At 64.0% G+C, this 19,364-nt stretch carries 18 protein-coding genes; 13 read left to right on the top strand and 5 right to left on the bottom strand.

Annotated features, from left to right (window positions below):
• Window position 1 precedes the first annotated feature (1 nt).
• The 5 genes from ACPTTC_RS08725 to ACPTTC_RS08745 all read right to left on the bottom strand — a co-directional run bounded on the left by ACPTTC_RS08725 (window position 2) and on the right by ACPTTC_RS08745 (window position 5,905).
• On the bottom strand, window positions 2-463 hold the full coding sequence (locus tag ACPTTC_RS08725) for a DUF2147 domain-containing protein (protein ID WP_423392205.1): 462 nt from the start codon (window positions 461-463) through the stop codon (window positions 2-4).
• A gap of 166 nt (window positions 464-629) precedes the next feature.
• A complete protein-coding gene (locus ACPTTC_RS08730; protein WP_423392206.1) occupies window positions 630-2,315 on the bottom strand; it encodes a ShlB/FhaC/HecB family hemolysin secretion/activation protein in 1,686 nt (561 codons plus the stop codon).
• A 144-nt stretch (window positions 2,316-2,459) separates the two neighbouring features.
• Window positions 2,460-3,881 (bottom strand): collagen-like triple helix repeat-containing protein, encoded by a 1,422-nt coding sequence (locus ACPTTC_RS08735; protein WP_423392207.1) that lies wholly within the window; start codon window positions 3,879-3,881, stop codon window positions 2,460-2,462.
• A 40-nt stretch (window positions 3,882-3,921) separates the two neighbouring features.
• Window positions 3,922-5,592 (bottom strand): collagen-like triple helix repeat-containing protein, encoded by a 1,671-nt coding sequence (locus ACPTTC_RS08740; protein WP_423392208.1) that lies wholly within the window; start codon window positions 5,590-5,592, stop codon window positions 3,922-3,924.
• Window positions 5,582-5,905 carry a hypothetical protein gene (locus ACPTTC_RS08745; protein WP_423392209.1) on the bottom strand — a complete coding sequence of 108 codons (324 nt, stop codon included), beginning with the start codon at window positions 5,903-5,905 and terminating at the stop codon, window positions 5,582-5,584. Before ACPTTC_RS08745 ends, ACPTTC_RS08740 begins: the two co-directional genes overlap by 11 nt.
• A gap of 364 nt (window positions 5,906-6,269) precedes the next feature.
• Here ACPTTC_RS08745 and ACPTTC_RS08750 point away from each other — a divergent pair, with 364 nt between their 5' ends.
• From ACPTTC_RS08750 to ACPTTC_RS08810, 13 genes are all read left to right on the top strand, one after another.
• Window positions 6,270-6,479 (top strand): Flp family type IVb pilin, encoded by a 210-nt coding sequence (locus tag ACPTTC_RS08750; protein ID WP_174936517.1) that lies wholly within the window; start codon window positions 6,270-6,272, stop codon window positions 6,477-6,479.
• Window positions 6,480-6,580: 101 nt separating this feature from the next.
• Window positions 6,581-7,078 carry an A24 family peptidase gene (locus ACPTTC_RS08755; protein ID WP_423392210.1) on the top strand — a complete coding sequence of 166 codons (498 nt, stop codon included), beginning with the start codon at window positions 6,581-6,583 and terminating at the stop codon, window positions 7,076-7,078.
• A complete protein-coding gene (locus tag ACPTTC_RS08760) occupies window positions 7,078-7,581 on the top strand; it encodes a TadE/TadG family type IV pilus assembly protein (RefSeq protein WP_423393337.1) in 504 nt (167 codons plus the stop codon). The genes ACPTTC_RS08755 and ACPTTC_RS08760 overlap by 1 nt, the downstream gene beginning before the upstream one ends.
• 64 nt (window positions 7,582-7,645) lie before the next feature.
• Window positions 7,646-8,575: a Flp pilus assembly protein CpaB gene (gene cpaB, locus ACPTTC_RS08765; RefSeq protein WP_423392211.1), complete on the top strand. Its 930-nt coding sequence runs from the start codon at window positions 7,646-7,648 to the stop codon at window positions 8,573-8,575.
• A gap of 64 nt (window positions 8,576-8,639) precedes the next feature.
• A complete protein-coding gene (locus ACPTTC_RS08770; RefSeq protein WP_423392212.1) occupies window positions 8,640-9,971 on the top strand; it encodes a type II and III secretion system protein family protein in 1,332 nt (443 codons plus the stop codon).
• 60 nt (window positions 9,972-10,031) lie between these two features.
• A complete protein-coding gene (locus ACPTTC_RS08775) occupies window positions 10,032-11,306 on the top strand; it encodes a fimbrial protein (protein WP_423392213.1) in 1,275 nt (424 codons plus the stop codon).
• A gap of 3 nt (window positions 11,307-11,309) precedes the next feature.
• Window positions 11,310-12,677 (top strand): CpaF family protein, encoded by a 1,368-nt coding sequence (locus tag ACPTTC_RS08780; RefSeq protein ID WP_423392214.1) that lies wholly within the window; start codon window positions 11,310-11,312, stop codon window positions 12,675-12,677.
• Window positions 12,670-13,662 carry a type II secretion system F family protein gene (locus ACPTTC_RS08785; protein ID WP_423392215.1) on the top strand — a complete coding sequence of 331 codons (993 nt, stop codon included), beginning with the start codon at window positions 12,670-12,672 and terminating at the stop codon, window positions 13,660-13,662. The genes ACPTTC_RS08780 and ACPTTC_RS08785 overlap by 8 nt, the downstream gene beginning before the upstream one ends.
• A 4-nt stretch (window positions 13,663-13,666) precedes the next feature.
• The gene (locus tag ACPTTC_RS08790; RefSeq protein WP_423392216.1) at window positions 13,667-14,659 is read left to right on the top strand and encodes a type II secretion system F family protein; all 993 of its coding nucleotides are present in this window, start codon (window positions 13,667-13,669) and stop codon (window positions 14,657-14,659) included.
• A gap of 18 nt (window positions 14,660-14,677) precedes the next feature.
• Window positions 14,678-15,520, top strand: a complete 843-nt coding sequence (locus tag ACPTTC_RS08795) for a pilus assembly protein (protein WP_423392217.1) — start codon at window positions 14,678-14,680, stop codon at window positions 15,518-15,520.
• 25 nt (window positions 15,521-15,545) lie between these two features.
• On the top strand, window positions 15,546-15,872 hold the full coding sequence (locus ACPTTC_RS08800; RefSeq protein ID WP_423392218.1) for a DUF3613 domain-containing protein: 327 nt from the start codon (window positions 15,546-15,548) through the stop codon (window positions 15,870-15,872).
• Between the two features lie 11 nt (window positions 15,873-15,883).
• Window positions 15,884-17,914 (top strand): pilus assembly protein TadG-related protein, encoded by a 2,031-nt coding sequence (locus ACPTTC_RS08805; protein ID WP_423392219.1) that lies wholly within the window; start codon window positions 15,884-15,886, stop codon window positions 17,912-17,914.
• A gap of 11 nt (window positions 17,915-17,925) precedes the next feature.
• A complete protein-coding gene (locus ACPTTC_RS08810; protein WP_423392220.1) occupies window positions 17,926-19,317 on the top strand; it encodes a sigma 54-interacting transcriptional regulator in 1,392 nt (463 codons plus the stop codon).
• The last annotated feature ends 47 nt before the right edge of the window (window positions 19,318-19,364 follow it).

Here is a 19,364-nt window from a genome sequence, read left to right on the forward strand (position 1 = left end):
ATTATTGCTGGCGAACCCAGGTCTGCGAACGACCGAGCAGCGACACGCCGATGTAACCGCGCACGATGAGTTTCTGGCCGCCGTCTTCAAGCGTCATCTTGCACTTGTAGACCTTGCCGTTCTCCGGGTCGAGAATGTTGCCGCCGTCCCAGTGGTCGCCTTCCTTCTTCATTGCCTTGATGATCGTCATGCCCTTGATGAGCTGATCCTTGCGCTCGTCCGTGCAGGCGGTGCAGCGGCGATCAGGCGTATCGTTCGCACCGAGGCCCTTGACGACCTTGCCGGTCAGCGCACCGTCGCCGTCCTCGGCGATCTGCACGAGTGCCTTCGGCTGATGCGTGTTGTCGTCGATCGTCTGCCACATGCCGATGGGGCTGTCTGCTTGTGCGAACGTGGGGGCAGCGCAAGCGAGCAGTACGCCGGCGATGGCGATTGCACGAAACGGGCGGGTCAGTTGAATCATTGTCGTCCTCCTTGTTTTGCATGTCGTGTTCGATTTGCTCGCACGACCGTCTGCATGGGGCGGGCATGTTGCGAGCTTCGCCAGAATACGTGAAACAGCGCGCCACGTTTGATAGAGGGGACTCTAATCGAAACAGCCCGCGTGGCGCGGGCTGTTTGGTGACCGATCAGTTGAGCTGATAGGAGAACGCGGCGTTGATGCGCGGGCTGCGTGACGCGCTTTCGACGGGCGCGTCACCCACCGGCTTCGCGACGTTCAGGTCGAGGCTGTAGAAGCGGCTGTCGGTGAAACGCACGCCGATGCCGACCGACGACATGCGATTCGGCGACGGTGTGCCCGCGTGCAGGTACACACGCGCCATGTCGTAGGCGATGTACGGCGTAACGGACTTCATATACGTCCAGCCCGGCGTGAAGCCGCGGTTGACCTCCAGCGACATCCCCCATCCCGAGTCACCCGACGCTTCGCCCGGCTGATAGCCGAGCGCGTAACGCGTCGAGCCGAACGAGATCTGCTCGGACGTCGGCAGCGAGTCGGGGCTGTATTGCCCGGTTAGCGAGACCGACGTGCCGATCCGGAACGGCCATTCGTTGGTTTGCGTGAAGGTCGCGCCGGTGCGGACGAAGGTCAGTGATGTCGGGTCGGCGTACGTAATCGTCGAGCCGTTCACCTGGGCGACCTGCGATTTCGATGCGCCGAGAATGTCGAACGCCTTGGCTACGTTGATGCTCAACTTTCGCACCTGCTTCGGCTGGACGTTCGTGTAGTCGAGCTGCAGTTGCAGCACGCGAACCTGCGACCGGTTGTCGAGCGTCGCGCCGGTGATCTGGTTCTGGTAATTGTCCTCGTTGTGTGCCGCATAGCCCGACACCGTGCCGAGCAGGCTGCGCTGGTTGTTCAGCAGTATCGGATAGGATGCCGAAAGACCCAGCTTCTCGTTCTTGACTGTACGCTGCACGTATGACGGCAGCCCCGGGTTGTCGGTCGGCTTGCCGCGATAGGTGCTCGCGTCGAGGCGCGTGATCAGGCCGCTGCTGCCCACGGGTACCGCGCCGCTGAATGCGAAATAAGTCTGCTTGTCGCGCCCCGGCGGCGCTAGCGCGGAAATGCTCAGTTGCTCGCCGAACGACGTGAGGCCGTTCTCGGTGGCGGTGATGAGGCCCTGGACGCCCGGATGGTTGAAGTCGATACCGGTGCTGACGTTGAACGGCTTACGGTCGACCGCGAGCTCGAGCGTCGTGGCACCGTCGGTGGTTTGCGGCGGCGGTACGTTCGCCTTTACCGTGAGGCCGGGCAACAGGCCGAACGTGTTCACGTAGCGTTCGAACGTCGCGCGGCGCAGCGGGCGATCGGCAGTGATATGTGCGGCGATCGCACGAATCTTCGATTCCATCGCACCGGGCTTGCCGGTGACCTTGACGTCCGATACATAACCTTCGACAACCGTGATGCGCACGACGCCGTTCTCGAACGTCTGCGCGGGAACGAATGCGAACGACAGCGCGTAGCCGCGATCCTGGTACAGCTTCGTCACGCCGTTGGCGGTTTCGATCAATTCGCCGATCGTGATGTCCTTGCCGACGAGAGGGGTGAAGCGACGCGAGATTTCCTCGAACGGAACGGACTTCACGCCTTCGACCTGGAACGTCGTCGGCGTCAGGTGGCGCGACAACAACTCCTGCAATTGCGGCACTTGCGGTGCGACCTGCACGGTCACGCTCGGGCCGGTTTTCGGCGCGTTGATCTGCGGTAGGGAATCGAGCGGGTTACCTCCGACGCGTGTTTGTGCATGTGCCGTGCCTGCCGCCGCGATGGCGAGCATCATCATCCATCTGTCGAGTCTGGATTTCATTGTTCTTCCTCGTAGGCCTTGCTCTTCGTCTTCTTTGTCATGCCGGCGCGCGACACCAGGGTGCCGCGCGCCGCGTGCCGCAATGCCGGTTGTATTTGTACGGTCGCGCCATCCGCTCCGGCTGCGAAGGTGCGACCGTCCTCCTTACTTCCCAACGCTACCCAGCGTACCCAGCAATCCCGTTACCGGTGCCAGCAGACCCGTCGAGCCGCCGCCCGACGTCGCCGTACCCGTGACGCTGCCCACCAGCGACGTGACCGGCGCGAGCGGGCTCGCGCCACCGGATCCTGCTGCACCGCCCACTGCTCCGGTGACAGTATTCAGCAAACCGGTGACAGGCGCGAGAGGGTTTGCACTGCCTGCGCCACCCGTTGCGCCGCCGAGCGTGCCCGTGACCGTCGACACGAGATTCGTGACCGGGGCGAGCGGGCCGCCGCTGCCGCCCGCCGCACCGCTCAGTGCGCCGGTAACGGTGGAGACGAGGCCCGTGACGGGTGCGAGCGGGCTGCTGCCCGAGCCGCCGGTTGCGCCGCCGAGTGCGCCGGTGAGCGAGCCGAGCGGCGTCGAGCCGAGACCCGACAGCAGGCCGCCGAGCGGATTCGTCGAGCCGGAACCCGACGACGTGCCGTTCTGTACGGTCGCCGTCGAGCCGCCAACGAGGCTCGTGATCAGGCCGGGGATCGGTGCCGCGCCGTTCGGGCCGTTCGGGTTGACGAGGCCACCCGCGTTGGTCACGGTGTTGCCGACCGCAGTGACGAGTTGACCGACGTCGCCGACGAGCGGTTGGCTCGACGTGCCGCCAACCTGCTTGCCGGCCGAGCTGATCGCGCCGCCGACCTGGCCGAGCAGGCCCGAGACGGGTTGGCCGAGGCCGGTCGTCGTGCCGACCTGTTGCGTGACCTGGCCGGCGGTGATCACGAGCGGCGTGATCGCCGAGCTGAGCGGCTGCGTCACCTGCTGCACGGCGCCCGACGACAGCGTCGAGCCGATCGTCGTGCCGGCGGCCGTCAAGCCGTTGGCCACCGTGTCGAGCACGGTGCCGACCGGGGTCGTGACAGGCGCGAGCGGCGCGAGCGGGCCCGTGCCGAGTGCCTTGACCGTCGCGCTCAGCCCGGACACCGTGTTGCTCGTCGCACCGACCACATTGCCGAGGCCAGCGACGGTTGTGCCGACCGGATCCTTAGTCGTGCCGATCTGTCCCAGCCCGTTGCTCACGGCATCGGCGGCTGCACCGACGATCGTGCCGGTGCTGGAGAGCGTGCTGCCGACGCCCTTCGTCACGCCGTCGCCGAGGCCCGGCACGCTGATGTTGCCGACCGTGCTGCCGAGGTCGGTGGCCGTCTGGCCAACCGTGCTGACGACACCCTTGGTGCCGGTGGACGTGCCGCTGGTGCCGCTCGTGCTCGGCGTGCCGCTCGTGCTGCTGGGGTTGTTGTTGCTGCTGGTCGGCGGCGAGCTCACGCCGCCGCCGCCGCAGGCGGCCAGCAGGCAGGCGGCGGCGAAGGCGGTGAGGGGCACGCGCCACTGGCTCAGGGCGGCTGTCGTGAGGGAACGTTGCTGGGACATGATTGACTCCTCGCTGTCTTGTCGATTGATGGATGTTGGTTTACTTGCCGTGCGTGCCGCCGAGCAGGCCGCCGATCAGCGACGTGACGGGCGCGAGCGGATTCGACGACGAGCCCGAGTTCGTCACTGCGCCGGTACCGCCGGTCAATGCCGGTGCGCCGACCGTGCTGGTCACCGTGGACACGACGTTCGTCACCGGCGCGAGCGGGCTGCCGCCGCCAGCACCGCCTGTCGCGCTGCCGAGCGCACCCGTCACAGCGCCGAGGAGACCCGTGACCGGGGCGAGCGGGCTGCTGCCGCCACCCGTTGCGCCGCCGAGTGCGCCCGTGACCGTCGAGACGAGGCCGGTGACCGGGGCGAGCGGGCCGCTGCCGCCGCCTGCTGCGCCGCCGAGTGCGCCCGTGACCGTGGAGACGAGGCCGGTGACCGGAGCGAGCGGGCCGCTGCCGCCGCCTGCTGCGCCGCCGAGTGCGCCGGTGACCGTCGAAACGAGGCCGGTGACCGGAGCGAGCGGGCCACTGCCGCCGCCCGTTGCGCCGCCGAGTGCGCCGGTGACCGTCGAAACGAGGCCGGTGACCGGAGCGAGCGGGCTGCTGCCGCCGCCCGTTGCGCCGCCGAGTGCGCCCGTGACCGTGGAGACGAGGCCGGTGAGCGGTGCGAGCGGGTTGGTCACGCCACCGGTGCCGCCCGTGAGCAGGCCACCGACGGCCTTCACGGTGTTGCCCGTCGACGAGACCGTGTTGCCAAGGCCGGTCGTGACGGGGTTGCCGCCCGTGGACGCGAGCAGGGCGCCGGCCTGGTTCAGGCCGTTGCCGACCGTGCCGAGCAGCGTGTTGACGGGCGCGCCGAGGCCGGTCGCCGTGCCGATCGTCTGGGTCGTCTGGCCGACCATCGTCGTGATCGGCGTGATGGCAGAGCTGACCGTCTGCGTGACTTGCTGGATCGGGCCGGTCGACAGTGCGTTGGTGAGGGTGGCGCCGCCGTTCGAGACTGCACCGCCGAGCGTCGACACGAGGCCGCCGACAGCGCCCGTGACCGGTGCGAGCGGCGACAGGGGGCCGCTACCGAGGCTCGTGACCAGGTTGCCGGTCTGCGTGACTGCGCCGCCGAGCTGGTTGACCACGCCGCCCGTGCTGGCGAGCGTCGTGCCGAGCGGATCCTTCGTCGCGCCAAGCTGGCCGAGACCGTTGCCGAGGCCATTGCCGAGTGCGGTCACCGCACCGCCGACGCTTTGCACGATGCCGCCTGCGGCTTGCGTGGTGGCCGGGTTGACGCCCGGCAGCGACTGGCTGCCGATGACGGAGCCGAGACCGGAGACGGTGCCGCCGACACTCGTGACGATGTTGCTGCTGCTTGCGAGGACAGTTCCCACTGGGTTCGACGACACACCCGAGGTGCCCGAGGTACCGCTCGTGCCCGACGTGCCGCTGGTGCCGCTCGTACCCGAGGTTCCGCTGGTGCCGGACGTACCGCTCGTGCCTGAGGTACCGCTGGTGCCGGACGTGCCGCTCGTACCGGAGGTTCCGCTCGAGCCGGACGTACCGCCGCCCGAAGTCGAGATCGAATCGCCGCCGCCGGAGCTCGAGCCGCCGCCAAGACCCTGGCTGATGGAGCCGGAACCGCCGCACGCGGAGAGGGAAAGCATGGCTGCAACGGTGGCCGCGATCAGAGTCGTCCGGAACACGCCATGGGGGATAACCTTAATGTCCATTTTGTCCTCGCGTTAAAAATGTGTTGTGAACTGCGTTGTGTTGAGTGGTGCGAGAACTACTCTGCAACTGTCGTGCCATTTCGATGGTCGACGGTTCGGCAACAGGTTTTAAACGGGGCAATTCCTTGTCGGAAAAGGAAGGTATGGAAATTGAAAGATTGTTGAATCTGTTTAAGGGCAGACGAATGAGAACGGTTTCGAGCGTTGCGTAACGTAACGTCACAACATTGGCGTTACGCGCACGACGTAACGTGGGGTTGCGCAGGCTTGGTGGACGAGGCAATTGTTTTACTGGTGGATTAGGTGTGCACATCTAACCTATCGTAAATCCTATGTGTAAGCCGTACCGAAACGCCGTACAAATACGTTGTGCTTCCGGTCATTTTTTTCCATCCAAGTCGTTGAAAGAGGTTGGAAATTAAATGGGATCGGATATAGAATCGGGAGCAGATGTAAGGAAATGTACGGTTCGGTACACAGCGTTCGAGGAGGATCACTATCGCGAATGTTAACTTGCATCAAATGTTGAGCCATGCCCCTCGGGGCAATCTATAAAGAAAGCGCACCCGGTTGTCGTCGCAGCAGATGTGGCGAACAGCGTGGGGCAACCGGCCGGATATGCGGGGACGTTTACGTATAAAAGGCCAAAGAACGTACATTCAGGCACGAGGAATAAAATGAAAGCACTCATCAAGCGCTTCCTTAAGGAAGAAAACGGGGTTACCGCGATCGAGTACGGTCTGATTGCGGGTCTCATTGCTGTTGCCATCATTGCTGGCGCCTCATCGGTTGGGACTAATCTCAGCAGCACCTTCTCGAAAATCGGAACCTGTGTCTCGTCGCCGAGCTCTACGTGTTGGTCGGCCGCGACGGGTGCGTCTACCTGATAAGAAAAACTGCCGGCTCCGAATATCGCCTTGCGTCTTTGCGGCGGGCGAATTATTGACGTAATTCGCCCGCTGTCCTAGTCGCGGTAGATAGCGATGTGATGGCTCGTCTTTTCTTCATCGGGGTATTCCTGGGCTGGGCGGCGTTCGTCGCGTCTGGCGATATCCGCTTTCGGCGCATTCGAAACTCGCTGGTCGTCTCGGGGTTGATCGGCGCGTTGATGGCTGCGGCTATCAGTCGAAACCCATTCGGAATATCGCTGACCCAATCATTGGCCGGTGCGGCTGTGGGGTTGGTTTGCTTTTTCCCCCTGTTCGCATTGCGTGTAATGGGCGCGGCCGATGTCAAGGTATTCGCCGTACTGGGTGCATGGTGTGGTGCGCCAGCATTGCTGTGGCTCTGGATTGTCGCAAGCGTTGCCGCAGGCGTGCACGCGCTCTGGGTGATGCTTCTGTCGCGTACCTCGGTCTTCGCACTGTACAAGCGCGCGACGCCCACGATGACACTCGGTGGCCGCCGAGCGACGCCATATGCGGCGTTTCTTGTGATGCCTGCGGCGGTGTGGCTGCTGCATCTTGTGTATGTGAGGGGGATGTGATGGCTCGGGGGACGCAGGCGCGCCAGCCGTCCGCATGGCGGCGGCAACGGGGAGTGGCGGCGGTCGAGTTCGCTGTCGTGTTTCCTTTGTTCTTCCTGATCTTTTACGCGATCGTCACGTTCGGGATGGTTTTCATAATCCAGCAGAGCCTGACATTCGCGGCATCCGAGGGTGCGCGTGCCGCGCTGAACTACACGTCTGCGCCGTGTGACCGGCTGCAGGTCAATGCGCGGAACGCCGTTGCGCAAGCGTTGGCCGGCGCGCCGTGGTCGAGCAACGTCAGTTTCGCTGCGCAGGTTTCCACTTCGGTGCCAACACCCACATCGACGCCCGGCGTGACCTGCGGCACGACATTCACATCGACGTCCACGTCTGCCTTCAACGTGATGGTGACGACGACCTATTCATATGCGGCGAATCCGCTGATTCCGTGGATATTCCTGTTCAGTGCGCCGCAGTTGCAGAGTAGCGCGACCGTACAGGTTCAGCCCAGCATGCTTTGAAACTGAATTTAGTCACTCGACCGTTGCACGCTCCAGAACCTGATTCCGGCACTCCCATATCAACATGGCCAACAATCTGACAAAAATCATCGCGGGTTTGCTGATTGCGATCGCTGTTCTGCTCGGAATCTACGCATGGATGCTCGGGCGCAGTCCGTCGAGTCCCGTCCCTGTCCAGCAGTCCGTCGCTGCGAACCCGGTGCCGGTGGTCATTGCGACGCGCATGCTGCCGGTCGGTCAGCCGATTGCTGCTGATGCGTTGAAGGTTCAACCGACCGCACCTGCACCGGTCGGCGCGTTTGCCGATCCGACCGCACTGGTCGGTCGCGTTCCGGCGAGGGACATCCCGGCGTCGGCGCCGGTCGTGTCGGATGCATTGGTGTCAGGGCTCGCCGAGGACGTTCAGCCGGGCGAACGCGCGATTGCGGTTCGCGTCGACGAGACCAATGCGGTCGGCAACCGTCTGCGTCCCGGCAATTTCGTCGACGTATTCTTGAATCTGAAGCGTGAAGCGGGCGGCGGGATGCTCGACGGCGAAGTTTCGCAGACGCAAGCTCGGCTCCTGATGTCGAAGGTTCGCGTGCTGTCGTTCGGCGATGCGACACCCGAGCGCGATAGCGGCAGCAACACGAACGGCAATAACGGCCAACCGAGCAACGCGCGCATCGCGGTACTCGCGGTACCGACGGCGCAGGTCGATGCACTGACGCTCGGCGAGGCGAGCGGCCGGCTGACGCTCGCGTTGCGCAACCCGCGCGACGACGAGCTTGCGATGCAGACGGTGGCTGTGCGAACGGACAACAAGCTGTCGCCGTCGGCGCTCGCAGCGGCCGGCGTTTCGCTGCAACAGCTGTCCGGCACGCCGAGGATCGCAGTGGCGAACGCGAACATGCCGCCGCTGCCTTCGCGGTTGCCGCCGGCGGTGCGGCCAAGCGGTAGCGGGGGCAGCATCGAGGTGATCCGGGGCGGCCGGTCGGAAACGGTTGCGTATTGAACAACGTCGATGGCCATCGATATCAGCGACGACAAGTAAAGGCCGTGCGACGGTCCAACAAACAATGAAAAACACACTGATTGCATTCGCGATTGCTCTCTGGGCCCTGACATTCGCCTCCCTGGCAAGCGCGAGCGGCACGATCGAGCTTGCGGTCGGCGCGCAGCGGCAGATTTCTGCCGGCCGCGCGCTGCAGCGGGTCGCCGTCGGCGATCCGGCGATCGCCGATGTGCTGATCATGAAGGGCAGTCGTTCCGGTACCGTGCTGCTGACCGCGAAAGCGCCGGGGGCGACGAACGTGATGTTGTGGGAGCGTGGTCACGACGAGCCGACGGTCTGGAGCGTCGAAGTCGTCGACGCGGCTGCGCAAGCGGTACTCGACGGCTCGACGCCTCAGGTGAAAGCGTACGGCGGGACGTCAGTGCTGCGGGGAGCGGCGGCATCGCTCGACGCGCACGAGCGGGCCGTGGCGGTTGCCAAAAACATGAGCCCCAAGGGCACGGTGATCGATCGTTCCACGCTGGCCGGCAAGAACGTGGTGCAGGTCGATGTTCGGGTAGTGGAATTCAGCCGCTCGGTGCTCAAGCAAGTAGGCTTCAACTTCTTCAAGCAGAGCAACGGTTTTTCGTTCGGCTCGTTCTCGCCGGGCGGCGTGCAATCGTATAACGGCAGCTCGGGGCCGGGCACGGGCGGATATATTCCGACGCTCGGCGCACCGGTTGCGTCTGCATTCAATCTGGTTGTGAACGCTGCGGGACGTGGCATCTTCGCTGACCTGTCGCTGCTCGAAGCGAACAACATGGCGCGCGTGCTCGCGGAGCCGACGCTCGTCGCGCTGTCCGGCCAGAGCGCCAGCTTCCTCGCAGGCGGCGAGATTCCGGTGCCGTCGCCACAGGGACTCGGCTCGACCGCGATCCAGTGGAAGCAATACGGCGTTGGCCTTTCTTTGACCCCGACGGTGCTGAGCCCGAACCGGATTGCGCTGAAGGTCGCGCCGGAATCGAGCCAGCTCGACTTCGTGAACAGCGTGACGATCAGCGGTGTTGCCGTGCCGGGTATCACGACGCGCCGTGCCGATACGACGGTCGAACTCGGCGACGGCGAGAGCTTTGTGATCGGAGGCCTGATCGACCGCCAGACGATGTCGAACGTGAACAAGGTACCGCTGCTCGGCGACCTGCCGATTATCGGTACGTTCTTCAAGAACCTGAACTACCAGCAGAACGACAAGGAGTTGCTGATCATCGTGACCCCGCATCTCGTCGCACCGATTGCGAAGGGTGCGGTACTGCCGGCCACGCCCGGCGAGTTGTCCGAGCAGCGTGACGGGCCGGTCTGGCGATCCTATCTGGGCGGAGCGGCGTCGCCGGATGCCGCCCCGGGTTTTTCGAAATGAATGTGAGGCATTGTGCGTTGCGACACATCGCTACGCCTTGCGTAATCGGGGGTGTTCGACATGAATGCACGAACCCAATCTTTGTGTGAACCCGCCGTGACCGACTACTTCGTTTGCGCATCGACAAAGGAAGCGCATGTGCGCTGGCTGGCCGATACGCTCGTGTCGGCCGGGGCGGTCGAGGCCGCATCGCTGGAGCCGGGTGGACTTGCGCAGCGCATTACGGGGCTCAATCCGGCGCTGGTGTTCATCGATTTCTCTGAACGCAGCGATATGGCGAGCGTCGCCGCTGCGATGGTACGCGCAGCGCACCCCGGGTTGCCGATCATTGCGCTCGGCTCGCTTGCCCAGCCGGAGAGCACGCTCGCCGCACTCCGTGCGGGCGTGCGCGATTTCATCGACGTGTCCGCCTCGGCCGAGGACGCACTGCGGACGACGCGAGGTCTGCTGTCCAACGTCAGCGAGCCGACGAGCCGCCACGGCAAGGTCGTCGCGCTGCTCGGGGCGCGTGCCGGCATGGGGGTCAGCACGCTTGCAGCGAATCTCGCGGTCTGGCTGCAGAAGCGGGCGCTCGGCCCCGGCGCGACGGGCAGCCCGGACGGCGGCGCACCGGCCGGTCGCCAGACCGCGCTGATCGATCTGGGATTGCCGGCCGGTGACGGCGCGCTGTTCCTGAACACGCGCTGCGAATTCCATTTCATCGACGCCGTGCAAAACCTGCGCCGCATCGATCGCACGTTCGTGAACACTGCGCTCACACGGCACCGGAGCGGCGTCGCACTGACGACGCTGCCGCCGGACCTCGGTGCATTGCGCGACGTGTCTTATGCGTCATGCATCGGTTTGCTGAACCGCTTTCGTGCATTTTTCGACCAGCAGGTCGTCGACCTCGGAGGGTTCTCGAATCGCGAGTTCGTCACGCAGATCGCCGCGTCGGCCGACGAGGCGTGGCTTGTCTGCGATCAGGGCGTCGCATCGATCGTGTCGGCGGCCGACTTGCTCACCGGGCTGCGCGATGCGGGTGTCGATACCGACCGTGTCAAGCTCGTGGTCAATCAGTACGATCCCGCGCTGGACCTGATGCCGGGGCAGATCGCCGAGCGTCTTGGCTTGTCGCTGGTCGGCACCTTGCCCGCGCGTCGCGTCGCGATCGGCCATGCCGCGAACCAGGGACGGCTCATCGTCGATGCAGCGGAGCGCGATCCGTATGTGCGCGCACTCGAAACCCTCGCCGCGCGGTTGCCCGGCATATCGGGCATGGCAGGCGCGTCGCGCGCCGCGCCGGGCCTGTCCGTGCTCAAGCGTTTCATTCAACCTTCGTCCAAGCGGTCGTAAGCGATGGCACACGACATTCAATTTGCCGACGGCGCAGCGCCGTTCTCCCAGACGCAGCAATTCCACGACATCAAGAATGCTGCGCACGAGCACCTGCTGACGCGTATCGAGGAACTGGGCGCCGAGTTCGGCCGATGGTCCCGCCAGGCGATCAATCAGTTCGTCGATCTCGAGATTGACAGCTTCGTGCGTTTGCGCCGCATTCCGCTCAACGAGAACGAAGTGCGTGCGATCGCCGAAGCGCTGACGAAAGAACTCGCGGGCTTCGGGCCGATCGAGGATCTGCTCGCGGATCCCGCGGTCGAGGACATCCTGATCAACGGCTACAACGATGTGTATGTGTCGCGTCACGGGATCCTCGCGAAGCTGCCGGTGCGCTTCACCGACAATGCGCATTTGCTACGCATCGTGCGCCGGATCCTTGCGCCGATCGGGCGTCGTCTCGACGAATCGAACCCGATGGTCGATGCGCGGTTGCCGGACGGCGGACGCGTGAATGTCGTGATCGAGCCACTTTCGATCGACGGCCCGATCGTGTCGATCCGGAAATTCCGCAAGGATCCGCTCAAACCCTCGGACCTGCTCGGCAACGGCACGTACAACGAAGAGATCGGCGCGCTGCTCGAGGCGGCAGTCGAGGCACGCTGCAACGTGCTCGTGTCGGGCGGCACGAGTTCGGGCAAGACGTCGCTGCTTAACGCGCTCGCATTCCACATTCCGGATGCCGAACGTGTCGTGACGATCGAGGATACGGCCGAACTGTCGCTGAACCACCCTCACGTCGTGCGGCTCGAAAGCCGTCCGGGTGGTTTCGACGGCACCGGCGTCGTGTCGATTCGCGACCTGCTGCGCAATACGCTGCGGATGCGCCCGGACCGGATCATCGTCGGCGAAGTGCGCGGCGGCGAAGTACTCGAAATGCTGCAGGCCATGAACACGGGCCATGACGGCTCGATGGGCACCGTGCACGCGAGCTCGCCGCGTGAGTGCCTGTACCGTCTCGAGATGCTCGCCGGTTTTGCGGGTTTCCAGGGGACCGAGTCGAGCCTGCGTCGCCAGATCGCGAACGCGATCGACTTCATCGTGCAGATCGGGCGACTGTCGAATGGACGCCGCCGGATTCTGTCGATTACCGAGGTGACCGGGCTTTCCGACAACATCATCGCGACGCAGGAGCTGTATCGCTACGAAGCGCGCGTGACGCCCGAGGGCGAGGAGATCGATCACTGGGAATCGCTGGGTATCCATCCGCATTCGCCGAAACTCGCGCGGTTTCGCCAGACGTTGGCGAACAGCGGACCGGGTGGCGGCGGGTTCGGTGGCGGCTTTGGCGGAGGCGGGTTCGGTCGCGGCGGGGGCTTCAATGTATAGCGCGACGGTCTGGATGCTCGCGATCGCAATGTTGTGTGTGGCGTCGGCGCTGATGCTGTGGCGGCATGCGGAAACCCGGCGAGTGCGCACGGATGCGAAGCGCTTCATCGACAGCCGACTTGAACCCGGTGCACGCGCGGCGTCGCCGTCCGCAAGACCGGCCGCATCCGCTGGTTCGCGGACTGTGGCGTCATCCGGTGATGTGCGCAATGCGGTATCTCGTGATTTCTGGGCGCACTGGCACGCGGTCGCGACGGAGTATCTGAGCAACCTCGTGAATCGCGCCGGGATCGAAGGCGCGCGCGGCAAAGCGGTCGTTGCGCTGGCCGTGCTGGTCGCGATTGTGTCAATTGCGGGTAGCCGCGGCGGCGCGCTTGCATGCTTCGCTGCGCTGGTCTGCGGAAGCGCGATTTTTTGCATCTGGCTCACGTCGCGCATCCAGCGGCGGCGACTGAAGATCGTTCGGCAGATCCCGTCGTTTCTCGACGGCATCGTGCGACTGGTGACGCTGGGCAACAGCGTGCCGGCCGCATTTCAGGCAGCGCTGCTGACGACGGAGGAGCCGCTGCGTGGGTGTCTCGATCACGTGTCCCGGATGTTGCGCACGGGTGTCGAGATTGATCGCGCGATGCTCCATATCGCGAAGATCTACCGGGCGCAGGAATTCGAACTGCTCGGATCGGTGCTGCGGTTGTCGGTCAAGTATGGCGGTCGCGCGGACGTGATGCTCGAACGCATGGCCGTGTTCATGCGCGACCTCGAGCAGGCGGAGCGCGAGCTGACGGCGATGTCGGCCGAGACGCGGCTATCGGCGTTCGTACTCGTGATGCTGCCGATCGCGATCGGCAGTTTTGTCGTGATGACCAATCCGAAATATCTGGAGGGGATGTGGATTGATCCGCGCGGACAATTGCTCCTTATCGTCGCGTTCCTGTTGCAGGTTGCGGGGGCCGTGTGGTTGTATCGAATGGCTCGACTCAGGTGATGCGATGACGGCAACTCAGATCGGATCGGTTGCTCTGGCGCTTGGCGCGCTGGGCGTGCTGTTGTTCGGAGTGGTCGCGTTGCTGCGTGCGAGCGCCGCGTCACGTGCTGAACGTGCGCTGGCCCGTGCGCTCGACCAGCGCATGGCAGCGCTCGAAGCAGCCAAGGTACGGGCCACGGCGGAGGATATCCGCGAAACGAAACCGGCCACGCCGGGCCGTCAGCGCATCGAGCGCATGCTTGCGCGATTGTCGGCGGCGGGAATGCGCTTGCTCGATACCGGGTTCGGCAAGCACATTGTCGCGGAGGAGGATCGCCGTATTCTCGAGCAATGCGGCTACGTCGACACGCGCACGCGCGGACTGTTCCTGAGCGCGCGGATCGCTTGTGGGATCGGGATGCCGCTTCTGTTTGCGATATTCGCCAGTGGACGAATGAAGGGCGGATATTGGATGGTCGGGATGTTCGCTGCATTCGGGCTCGGCTTCATGCTGCCGAAGCTTTATGTGCAGCGCCGTGCCGCTGCTCGTCGCCAAAGCGTCGTCGACGAACTGCCGCTGTTCGTCGACATGTTGCGCCTGTTGCAGGGCGTTGGGTTGTCGCTGGATCAAAGCCTGCAGGTCGTGACCAACGATTTCCGGGGGATGATGCCGGTGCTGTCGTCGGAGGTTGGAATCGCACAGCGTCAGTTCGCAGCGGGCCGCACGCGCGATCAGTCGATGCAGCGGTTGTCGGGCGGTTTCGACAACGAGGACTTGCGCGCGATCACCCGGTTGATGGTGCAGGTCGACAAGCACGGCGGTGCGGTACAGGAGCCGCTCAAGCAGTTCGGCGACCGGCTGCGGGAGACGCGCCGCGCAATGCTTCGCGAACGGATCGGCCGACTGACCGTGAAGATGACGGGCGTCATGGTCCTGACGCTGCTACCCGCGCTGCTGATCGTGACGGCGGGACCCGGGTTGCTGGCAGTGATACATGCGCTGTCGGCGAATCATTGATGGGTGGAAGGGAAGACGATGAAGCGGATCACCAGGATGGCCAGGCACGCAGGTATGGCGGCAGCGGTGCTGCTGCTTGGTGCTTGCGCGACCAAGGAAAGCGGATATGGTATCGGCGCGCAGACCGAACGCGCGGCGCTGATTCAGGCTGCTGACCAGAAACAAACGGTGCCGGATACGCCCGCGATGTATCTCGGGTTGATTCAGCGGATGCAGGCACAGGGCCTCTATTACGCATCGCTCGCACACATCGACGCTTACGACAAGGCGTACGGTGTGTCGCCCGACACGACCCTGCTGCGCGCGGACGCACTGCGAATGACCGATCAGCCGGCCGCCAGCGCGGCCGCCTATACGCAGTTGCTGAAGACGCCGCTGGCCGCTCGCGGTTACCGGGGACTCGGGTTGATCGCCGGTGCGTCCGGCGATTTCGGTCAGGCGGTACAGGCACTGACGCAGGCGTCCGAACTCGCGCCCACCGATGCGTCGCTGCTGTCCGATCTGGCCTATGCGAAATTGCGTAGCGGCGATGTGGTCGGCGCGCGCGTGCCGCTGATGAAGGCGGCGGAACTGGATCAACGCAATCCGAAGATCGTCAGCAATCTCGCACTGTATCTGCTCGCGGCCGGGCGCACACAGGACGCGCAGCGGCTGATGAACCAGCAGCATCTACCGCCGGATATCCGCAAGGAAATCGTTGGCGATGCCGCGAAAATTGCGGCCGCTGCACGTGCACAGCAGCGTGCGGTCGCAACGCCACCGGTGGTGTCGCGCCGCGCTGCGACCGCGCCGATCACGCCGATGGCAAACAATTTCGGCTATGACCAGACCGTGCCGTTGCTGCAACGGTTTGCACAATGATCAGAACAGACAGGCGGGGAACGACATGAATAACAACCATCATCGCGCCATGCGCGCGGGGCGGATCGCGGTATTGGGCGCGATCGTTTGCATGGCAGTGGGCACCGTATCCGTACATGCGCAACAGCCGGCGACGCCAGCCGTATCCGACGTCGATCGCTCGACCAAGGAATGGCTTTCTATGCAGCGAGACAATCGCGCGGCGGCACCGGTGCAGCCGATGCTCGGCGATGTCGCGTCGCTCGTTTATCAGCGTTATCTCGACTCGTTCAAGAACAAGATTCCGCAGTCGATGAGTACGCTCGGCAGTTCGTCAGGCGGTATGTCGGGTAGCGGGCAGAGTGCGCAGTAAGCGAGATGACAATGCTGGCAGATCAAGCACATGGGTTTCGGTGGCGCGGCACTCGCTGGCCGGGCAGACGACGGCAACGCGGCTCCATCGTGGTCATCGCAGCGATTTGGGTTACGGTCGCGATCATCGTGCTCGGCGTGATCGACATCGCGAATCTGTACTTGCAGAAGCGGGACCTGCAGCGGGTCGCGGACCTGGCCGCGTTGGCTGCAGTGCAGCCGATGACGAGCGATCCGAGCGGTTGCCTGACCGATGCAAAGAGCAATGTGACGGCGAGTGCAAACATCAACGACAAGGGTTATACGTTCACTTTGATAAGCGCGACGGCGACGGCAAGTCCTTCCACGGGAAACGATCAGATTGCCGTCACCTGCGGGAGCTGGGATGCGTCGACCGCCTACGTGACGCCGGCGTCGACTGCAGCGAATGCGGTGCAGGTGACGGCGTACCGGCAGGTGAACTACTACTTCCTGGGGCTCCTGAACCAGTTGAGCGGTCGGCAGGCCGTTGTCTCCGCGACGGCTACCGCACGTGCGGCGGCGATCGACACGTTTAGCGTGAGCTCGACGCTTGCGACCCTGAACTCCTCCTCGTCCGCGATACTCGATCCGCTGCTTACCGGGTTGCTGGGTGCCTCCACCAACGTCAACGTCGGCCTGGCCAATTACCAGGCGTTGGCCGGAGCAAACGTCACGCTGGGTCAATTGGCGAATGTCGCGACCCAGCTCGGCACGGCGGGCATGTCGAGTCCAGCCAGCGTCGGGAAGTTGCTCGGTCTCAGCCTGACCGTCTCGGATATCCTGAACCTCACGGCGACGGCGGTGGGCAGCAATACCACGGTGGGCACGGTGCTCACCGTGCTAAGCAACAGCGTTGGCGCCAATGTCAATGTCAACAAGATCTCACTTGGGAGTCTCCTCCAATACTCGGGCAGCAATGCAGAGGCGGCGGCGAACGCAAGCATCAATGTGCTGCAGTTGTTGCTCACGACGGCTCAGATCGGCGCATACAACAGCGCGCTGACGCTGTCGGTTGGTCAAGCAAGCTGTCCCGGCAGTGCGTTTTGTCCGCTCATTTCAGCGGTGTCGTCGCTGGTTCGAGTCAATAGCCTGCAATTGCAGGTGCTGGCGCCACCGTCGATCGGAATTGGCGAAGCCGGACAAGTGAATGGCATATGGCGCACGCAGGCGTCGCAAGCGGAGATCGGGCTCTACGTCGATGTGCAGGCGCTGTCGGATCCGCCCCCGCTGGGAATTCCCGGCCTGCTGACGCTGCAGATTTCGGGACCACATTTGCCTCTCTACGTCATTCTGGGCGGCCCCGGTCGGGCCTGGCTGGCCAATACGAGTTGCAAATCGACCCCGGCATCGAGCACCGCGACTTTTGGGGTATTGCCGGGCGTAGCGATGATTTGCGCCGGACAAAATACTGGGGGGACGCTGAACCTGAATTCCCCGAGCTGTGCGTCCAGCACCGGCACGATTCCGGTGGCGAAGTTGTCGGGGGCAGGGCTGCTCGGGAATTTTTCGCTTCTGCAACTCAGTCTGTCGCTGCCGAACCCCGTCGCGTACGTCGGGAGCAGCACGAGCACGCCGATCTACAGCGGCCCGCCATTGCCTTCGACCCCAGGCGCGTTGAGCACCAGCCTGCCGTTGTCGGGGACGGGGATCTTGTATCAGAACAATTCGCAATACTCGTTCTGCAACACCAAGCCGGGTAACGGTGCATGCACGTCGTCCGCCTGGTCTCCGGGACCCAATTGGACCACGTCGTCGACAGCAACCAACTCGCTCAACGTGCAGCTGGCCAATCTCTTGGGCACAACGTCGATCCAGCTCAGCGTGGCAGGGCTGGATCTATCGATCTTGACCCAGATTCTTCAGCCGCTCACGGGGCAGCTCATTCCTTTGCTGATCGGGCTTGTCAATCCGTTGCTCAACCTGTTGGTCACGCCGTTGTTGACGGCATTAGGATTGCAAATCGGCCAGGTGACCGTGATACAACATGGCCTGACTTGCAACGCCCCGCAAATCGTTCATTGAAAGCATCAACAATGAGAACCCCCTCCGCAATCGAAGAGCTCGACCTGTACGTCTGGGAAGGCAAGGCGGACATTGTCGACCGTGTCGCCCGATGCATGGCGAGCTTCGACGTCGAAGTGATCCGTGCCGACAACGCGGAAGTCTCGCCCGAGCGCGCCGCATTGCGGCCATCGCTGGCGATCATCAGCGTGTCGATGATCGAAACCGGCGCGGCATTCCTGCGCGACTGGCAGGCCAACATCGGCATGCCGGTCGTCTGGGTCGGCGCGGCGCGCGACCACGACGCGTCGCAGTATCCGCCCGAGTATTCGCATATCCTGCCGCTCGACTTCACCTGCGCCGAACTGCGCGGCATGATCGGCAAGCTCGTCACGCAGCTGCGTGCGCATACGGCCGAAACGTCGCAACCGTCCGAACTCGTCGCGCACTCGGAATCGATGCAGGCGCTCCTGCACGAAGTCGATACGTTCGCCGACTGCGACACCAACGTGCTGCTGCACGGCGAAACCGGCGTCGGCAAGGAGCGCATCGCGCAACTGCTGCACGACAAGCACTCGCGCTATCGGCACGGCGAATTCGTGCCGGTGAACTGCGGCGCGATTCCCGACGGCCTGTTCGAATCGCTGTTCTTCGGTCATGCGAAGGGATCGTTCACGGGTGCGGTTGTTGCGCATAAAGGCTATTTCGAGCAGGCGGGCGGCGGCACGCTGTTCCTCGACGAAGTCGGCGATCTGCCGCTGTACCAGCAGGTCAAGCTGCTGCGCGTGCTCGAGGATGGCGCGGTACTGCGCGTCGGTGCGACGACGCCGGTCAAGGTCGATTTCCGCCTGGTTGCTGCAAGCAACAAGAAGCTGCCGCAACTCGTGAAGGATGGCCTGTTCCGCGCCGACCTCTACTACCGGCTCGCGGTGATCGAGCTGAACATTCCGTCGCTGGAGGAGCGCGGCGCCGTCGACAAGATCGCGCTGTTCAAGTCATTCGTCGCGCAGGTCGTCGGCGAGGAGCGGCTCGCTCAGTTGTCCGATCTGCCGTACTGGCTGACGGATTCGGTCGCGGACAGCTATTTTCCCGGCAACGTGCGTGAACTGCGCAACCTCGCCGAGCGTGTCGGCGTGACGGTGCGGCAGACGGGCGGGTGGGATGCCGCGCGGCTGCAGCGGCTGATCGCGCATGCACGCAATTCGGCGCAGCCGGTACCGGCGGAAAGCGCGGCCGAGGTCTTCGTCGACCGCAGCAAGTGGGACATGAACGAGCGCAACCGCGTCATCGCGGCGCTCGACGCAAACGGCTGGCGGCGTCAGGATACGGCGCAGCAGCTCGGCATCAGCCGCAAGGTACTGTGGGAAAAAATGCGCAAATATCAGATCTTCGACGAGGAGCCCGAGACCCGCGAAAGTGAGTAATTAATGAGATAAAATCGCGCTGAATTACAACGACTCGGGCGGGAATA

Source organism: Burkholderia mycopellens (assembly GCF_964265025.1).
In the GTDB taxonomy this organism is placed as follows: Bacteria; Pseudomonadota; Gammaproteobacteria; order Burkholderiales; family Burkholderiaceae; genus Burkholderia.

What these genes read in the sequence shown, in the direction of transcription:
- ACPTTC_RS08740 (WP_423392208.1), bottom strand. Translation starts at nt 5,592, where the DNA reads ATGGACATTAAGGTTATCCCCCATGGCGTGTTCCGGACGACTCTGATC.
- ACPTTC_RS08755 (WP_423392210.1), top strand. Translation starts at nt 6,581, where the DNA reads ATGGCTCGTCTTTTCTTCATCGGGGTATTCCTGGGCTGGGCGGCGTTC.
- ACPTTC_RS08750 (WP_174936517.1), top strand. Translation starts at nt 6,270, where the DNA reads ATGAAAGCACTCATCAAGCGCTTCCTTAAGGAAGAAAACGGGGTTACC.
- ACPTTC_RS08730 (WP_423392206.1), bottom strand. Translation starts at nt 2,315, where the DNA reads ATGAAATCCAGACTCGACAGATGGATGATGATGCTCGCCATCGCGGCG.
- ACPTTC_RS08725 (WP_423392205.1), bottom strand. Translation starts at nt 463, where the DNA reads ATGATTCAACTGACCCGCCCGTTTCGTGCAATCGCCATCGCCGGCGTA.
- ACPTTC_RS08790 (WP_423392216.1), top strand. Translation starts at nt 13,667, where the DNA reads ATGACGGCAACTCAGATCGGATCGGTTGCTCTGGCGCTTGGCGCGCTG.
- ACPTTC_RS08745 (WP_423392209.1), bottom strand. Translation starts at nt 5,905, where the DNA reads ATGTGCACACCTAATCCACCAGTAAAACAATTGCCTCGTCCACCAAGC.
- ACPTTC_RS08775 (WP_423392213.1), top strand. Translation starts at nt 10,032, where the DNA reads ATGAATGCACGAACCCAATCTTTGTGTGAACCCGCCGTGACCGACTAC.
- ACPTTC_RS08810 (WP_423392220.1), top strand. Translation starts at nt 17,926, where the DNA reads ATGAGAACCCCCTCCGCAATCGAAGAGCTCGACCTGTACGTCTGGGAA.
- ACPTTC_RS08800 (WP_423392218.1), top strand. Translation starts at nt 15,546, where the DNA reads ATGAATAACAACCATCATCGCGCCATGCGCGCGGGGCGGATCGCGGTA.
- ACPTTC_RS08780 (WP_423392214.1), top strand. Translation starts at nt 11,310, where the DNA reads ATGGCACACGACATTCAATTTGCCGACGGCGCAGCGCCGTTCTCCCAG.
- ACPTTC_RS08735 (WP_423392207.1), bottom strand. Translation starts at nt 3,881, where the DNA reads ATGTCCCAGCAACGTTCCCTCACGACAGCCGCCCTGAGCCAGTGGCGC.
- ACPTTC_RS08760 (WP_423393337.1), top strand. Translation starts at nt 7,078, where the DNA reads ATGGCTCGGGGGACGCAGGCGCGCCAGCCGTCCGCATGGCGGCGGCAA.
- ACPTTC_RS08770 (WP_423392212.1), top strand. Translation starts at nt 8,640, where the DNA reads ATGAAAAACACACTGATTGCATTCGCGATTGCTCTCTGGGCCCTGACA.
- ACPTTC_RS08785 (WP_423392215.1), top strand. Translation starts at nt 12,670, where the DNA reads ATGTATAGCGCGACGGTCTGGATGCTCGCGATCGCAATGTTGTGTGTG.
- ACPTTC_RS08795 (WP_423392217.1), top strand. Translation starts at nt 14,678, where the DNA reads ATGAAGCGGATCACCAGGATGGCCAGGCACGCAGGTATGGCGGCAGCG.
- cpaB (WP_423392211.1), top strand. Translation starts at nt 7,646, where the DNA reads ATGGCCAACAATCTGACAAAAATCATCGCGGGTTTGCTGATTGCGATC.
- ACPTTC_RS08805 (WP_423392219.1), top strand. Translation starts at nt 15,884, where the DNA reads ATGCTGGCAGATCAAGCACATGGGTTTCGGTGGCGCGGCACTCGCTGG.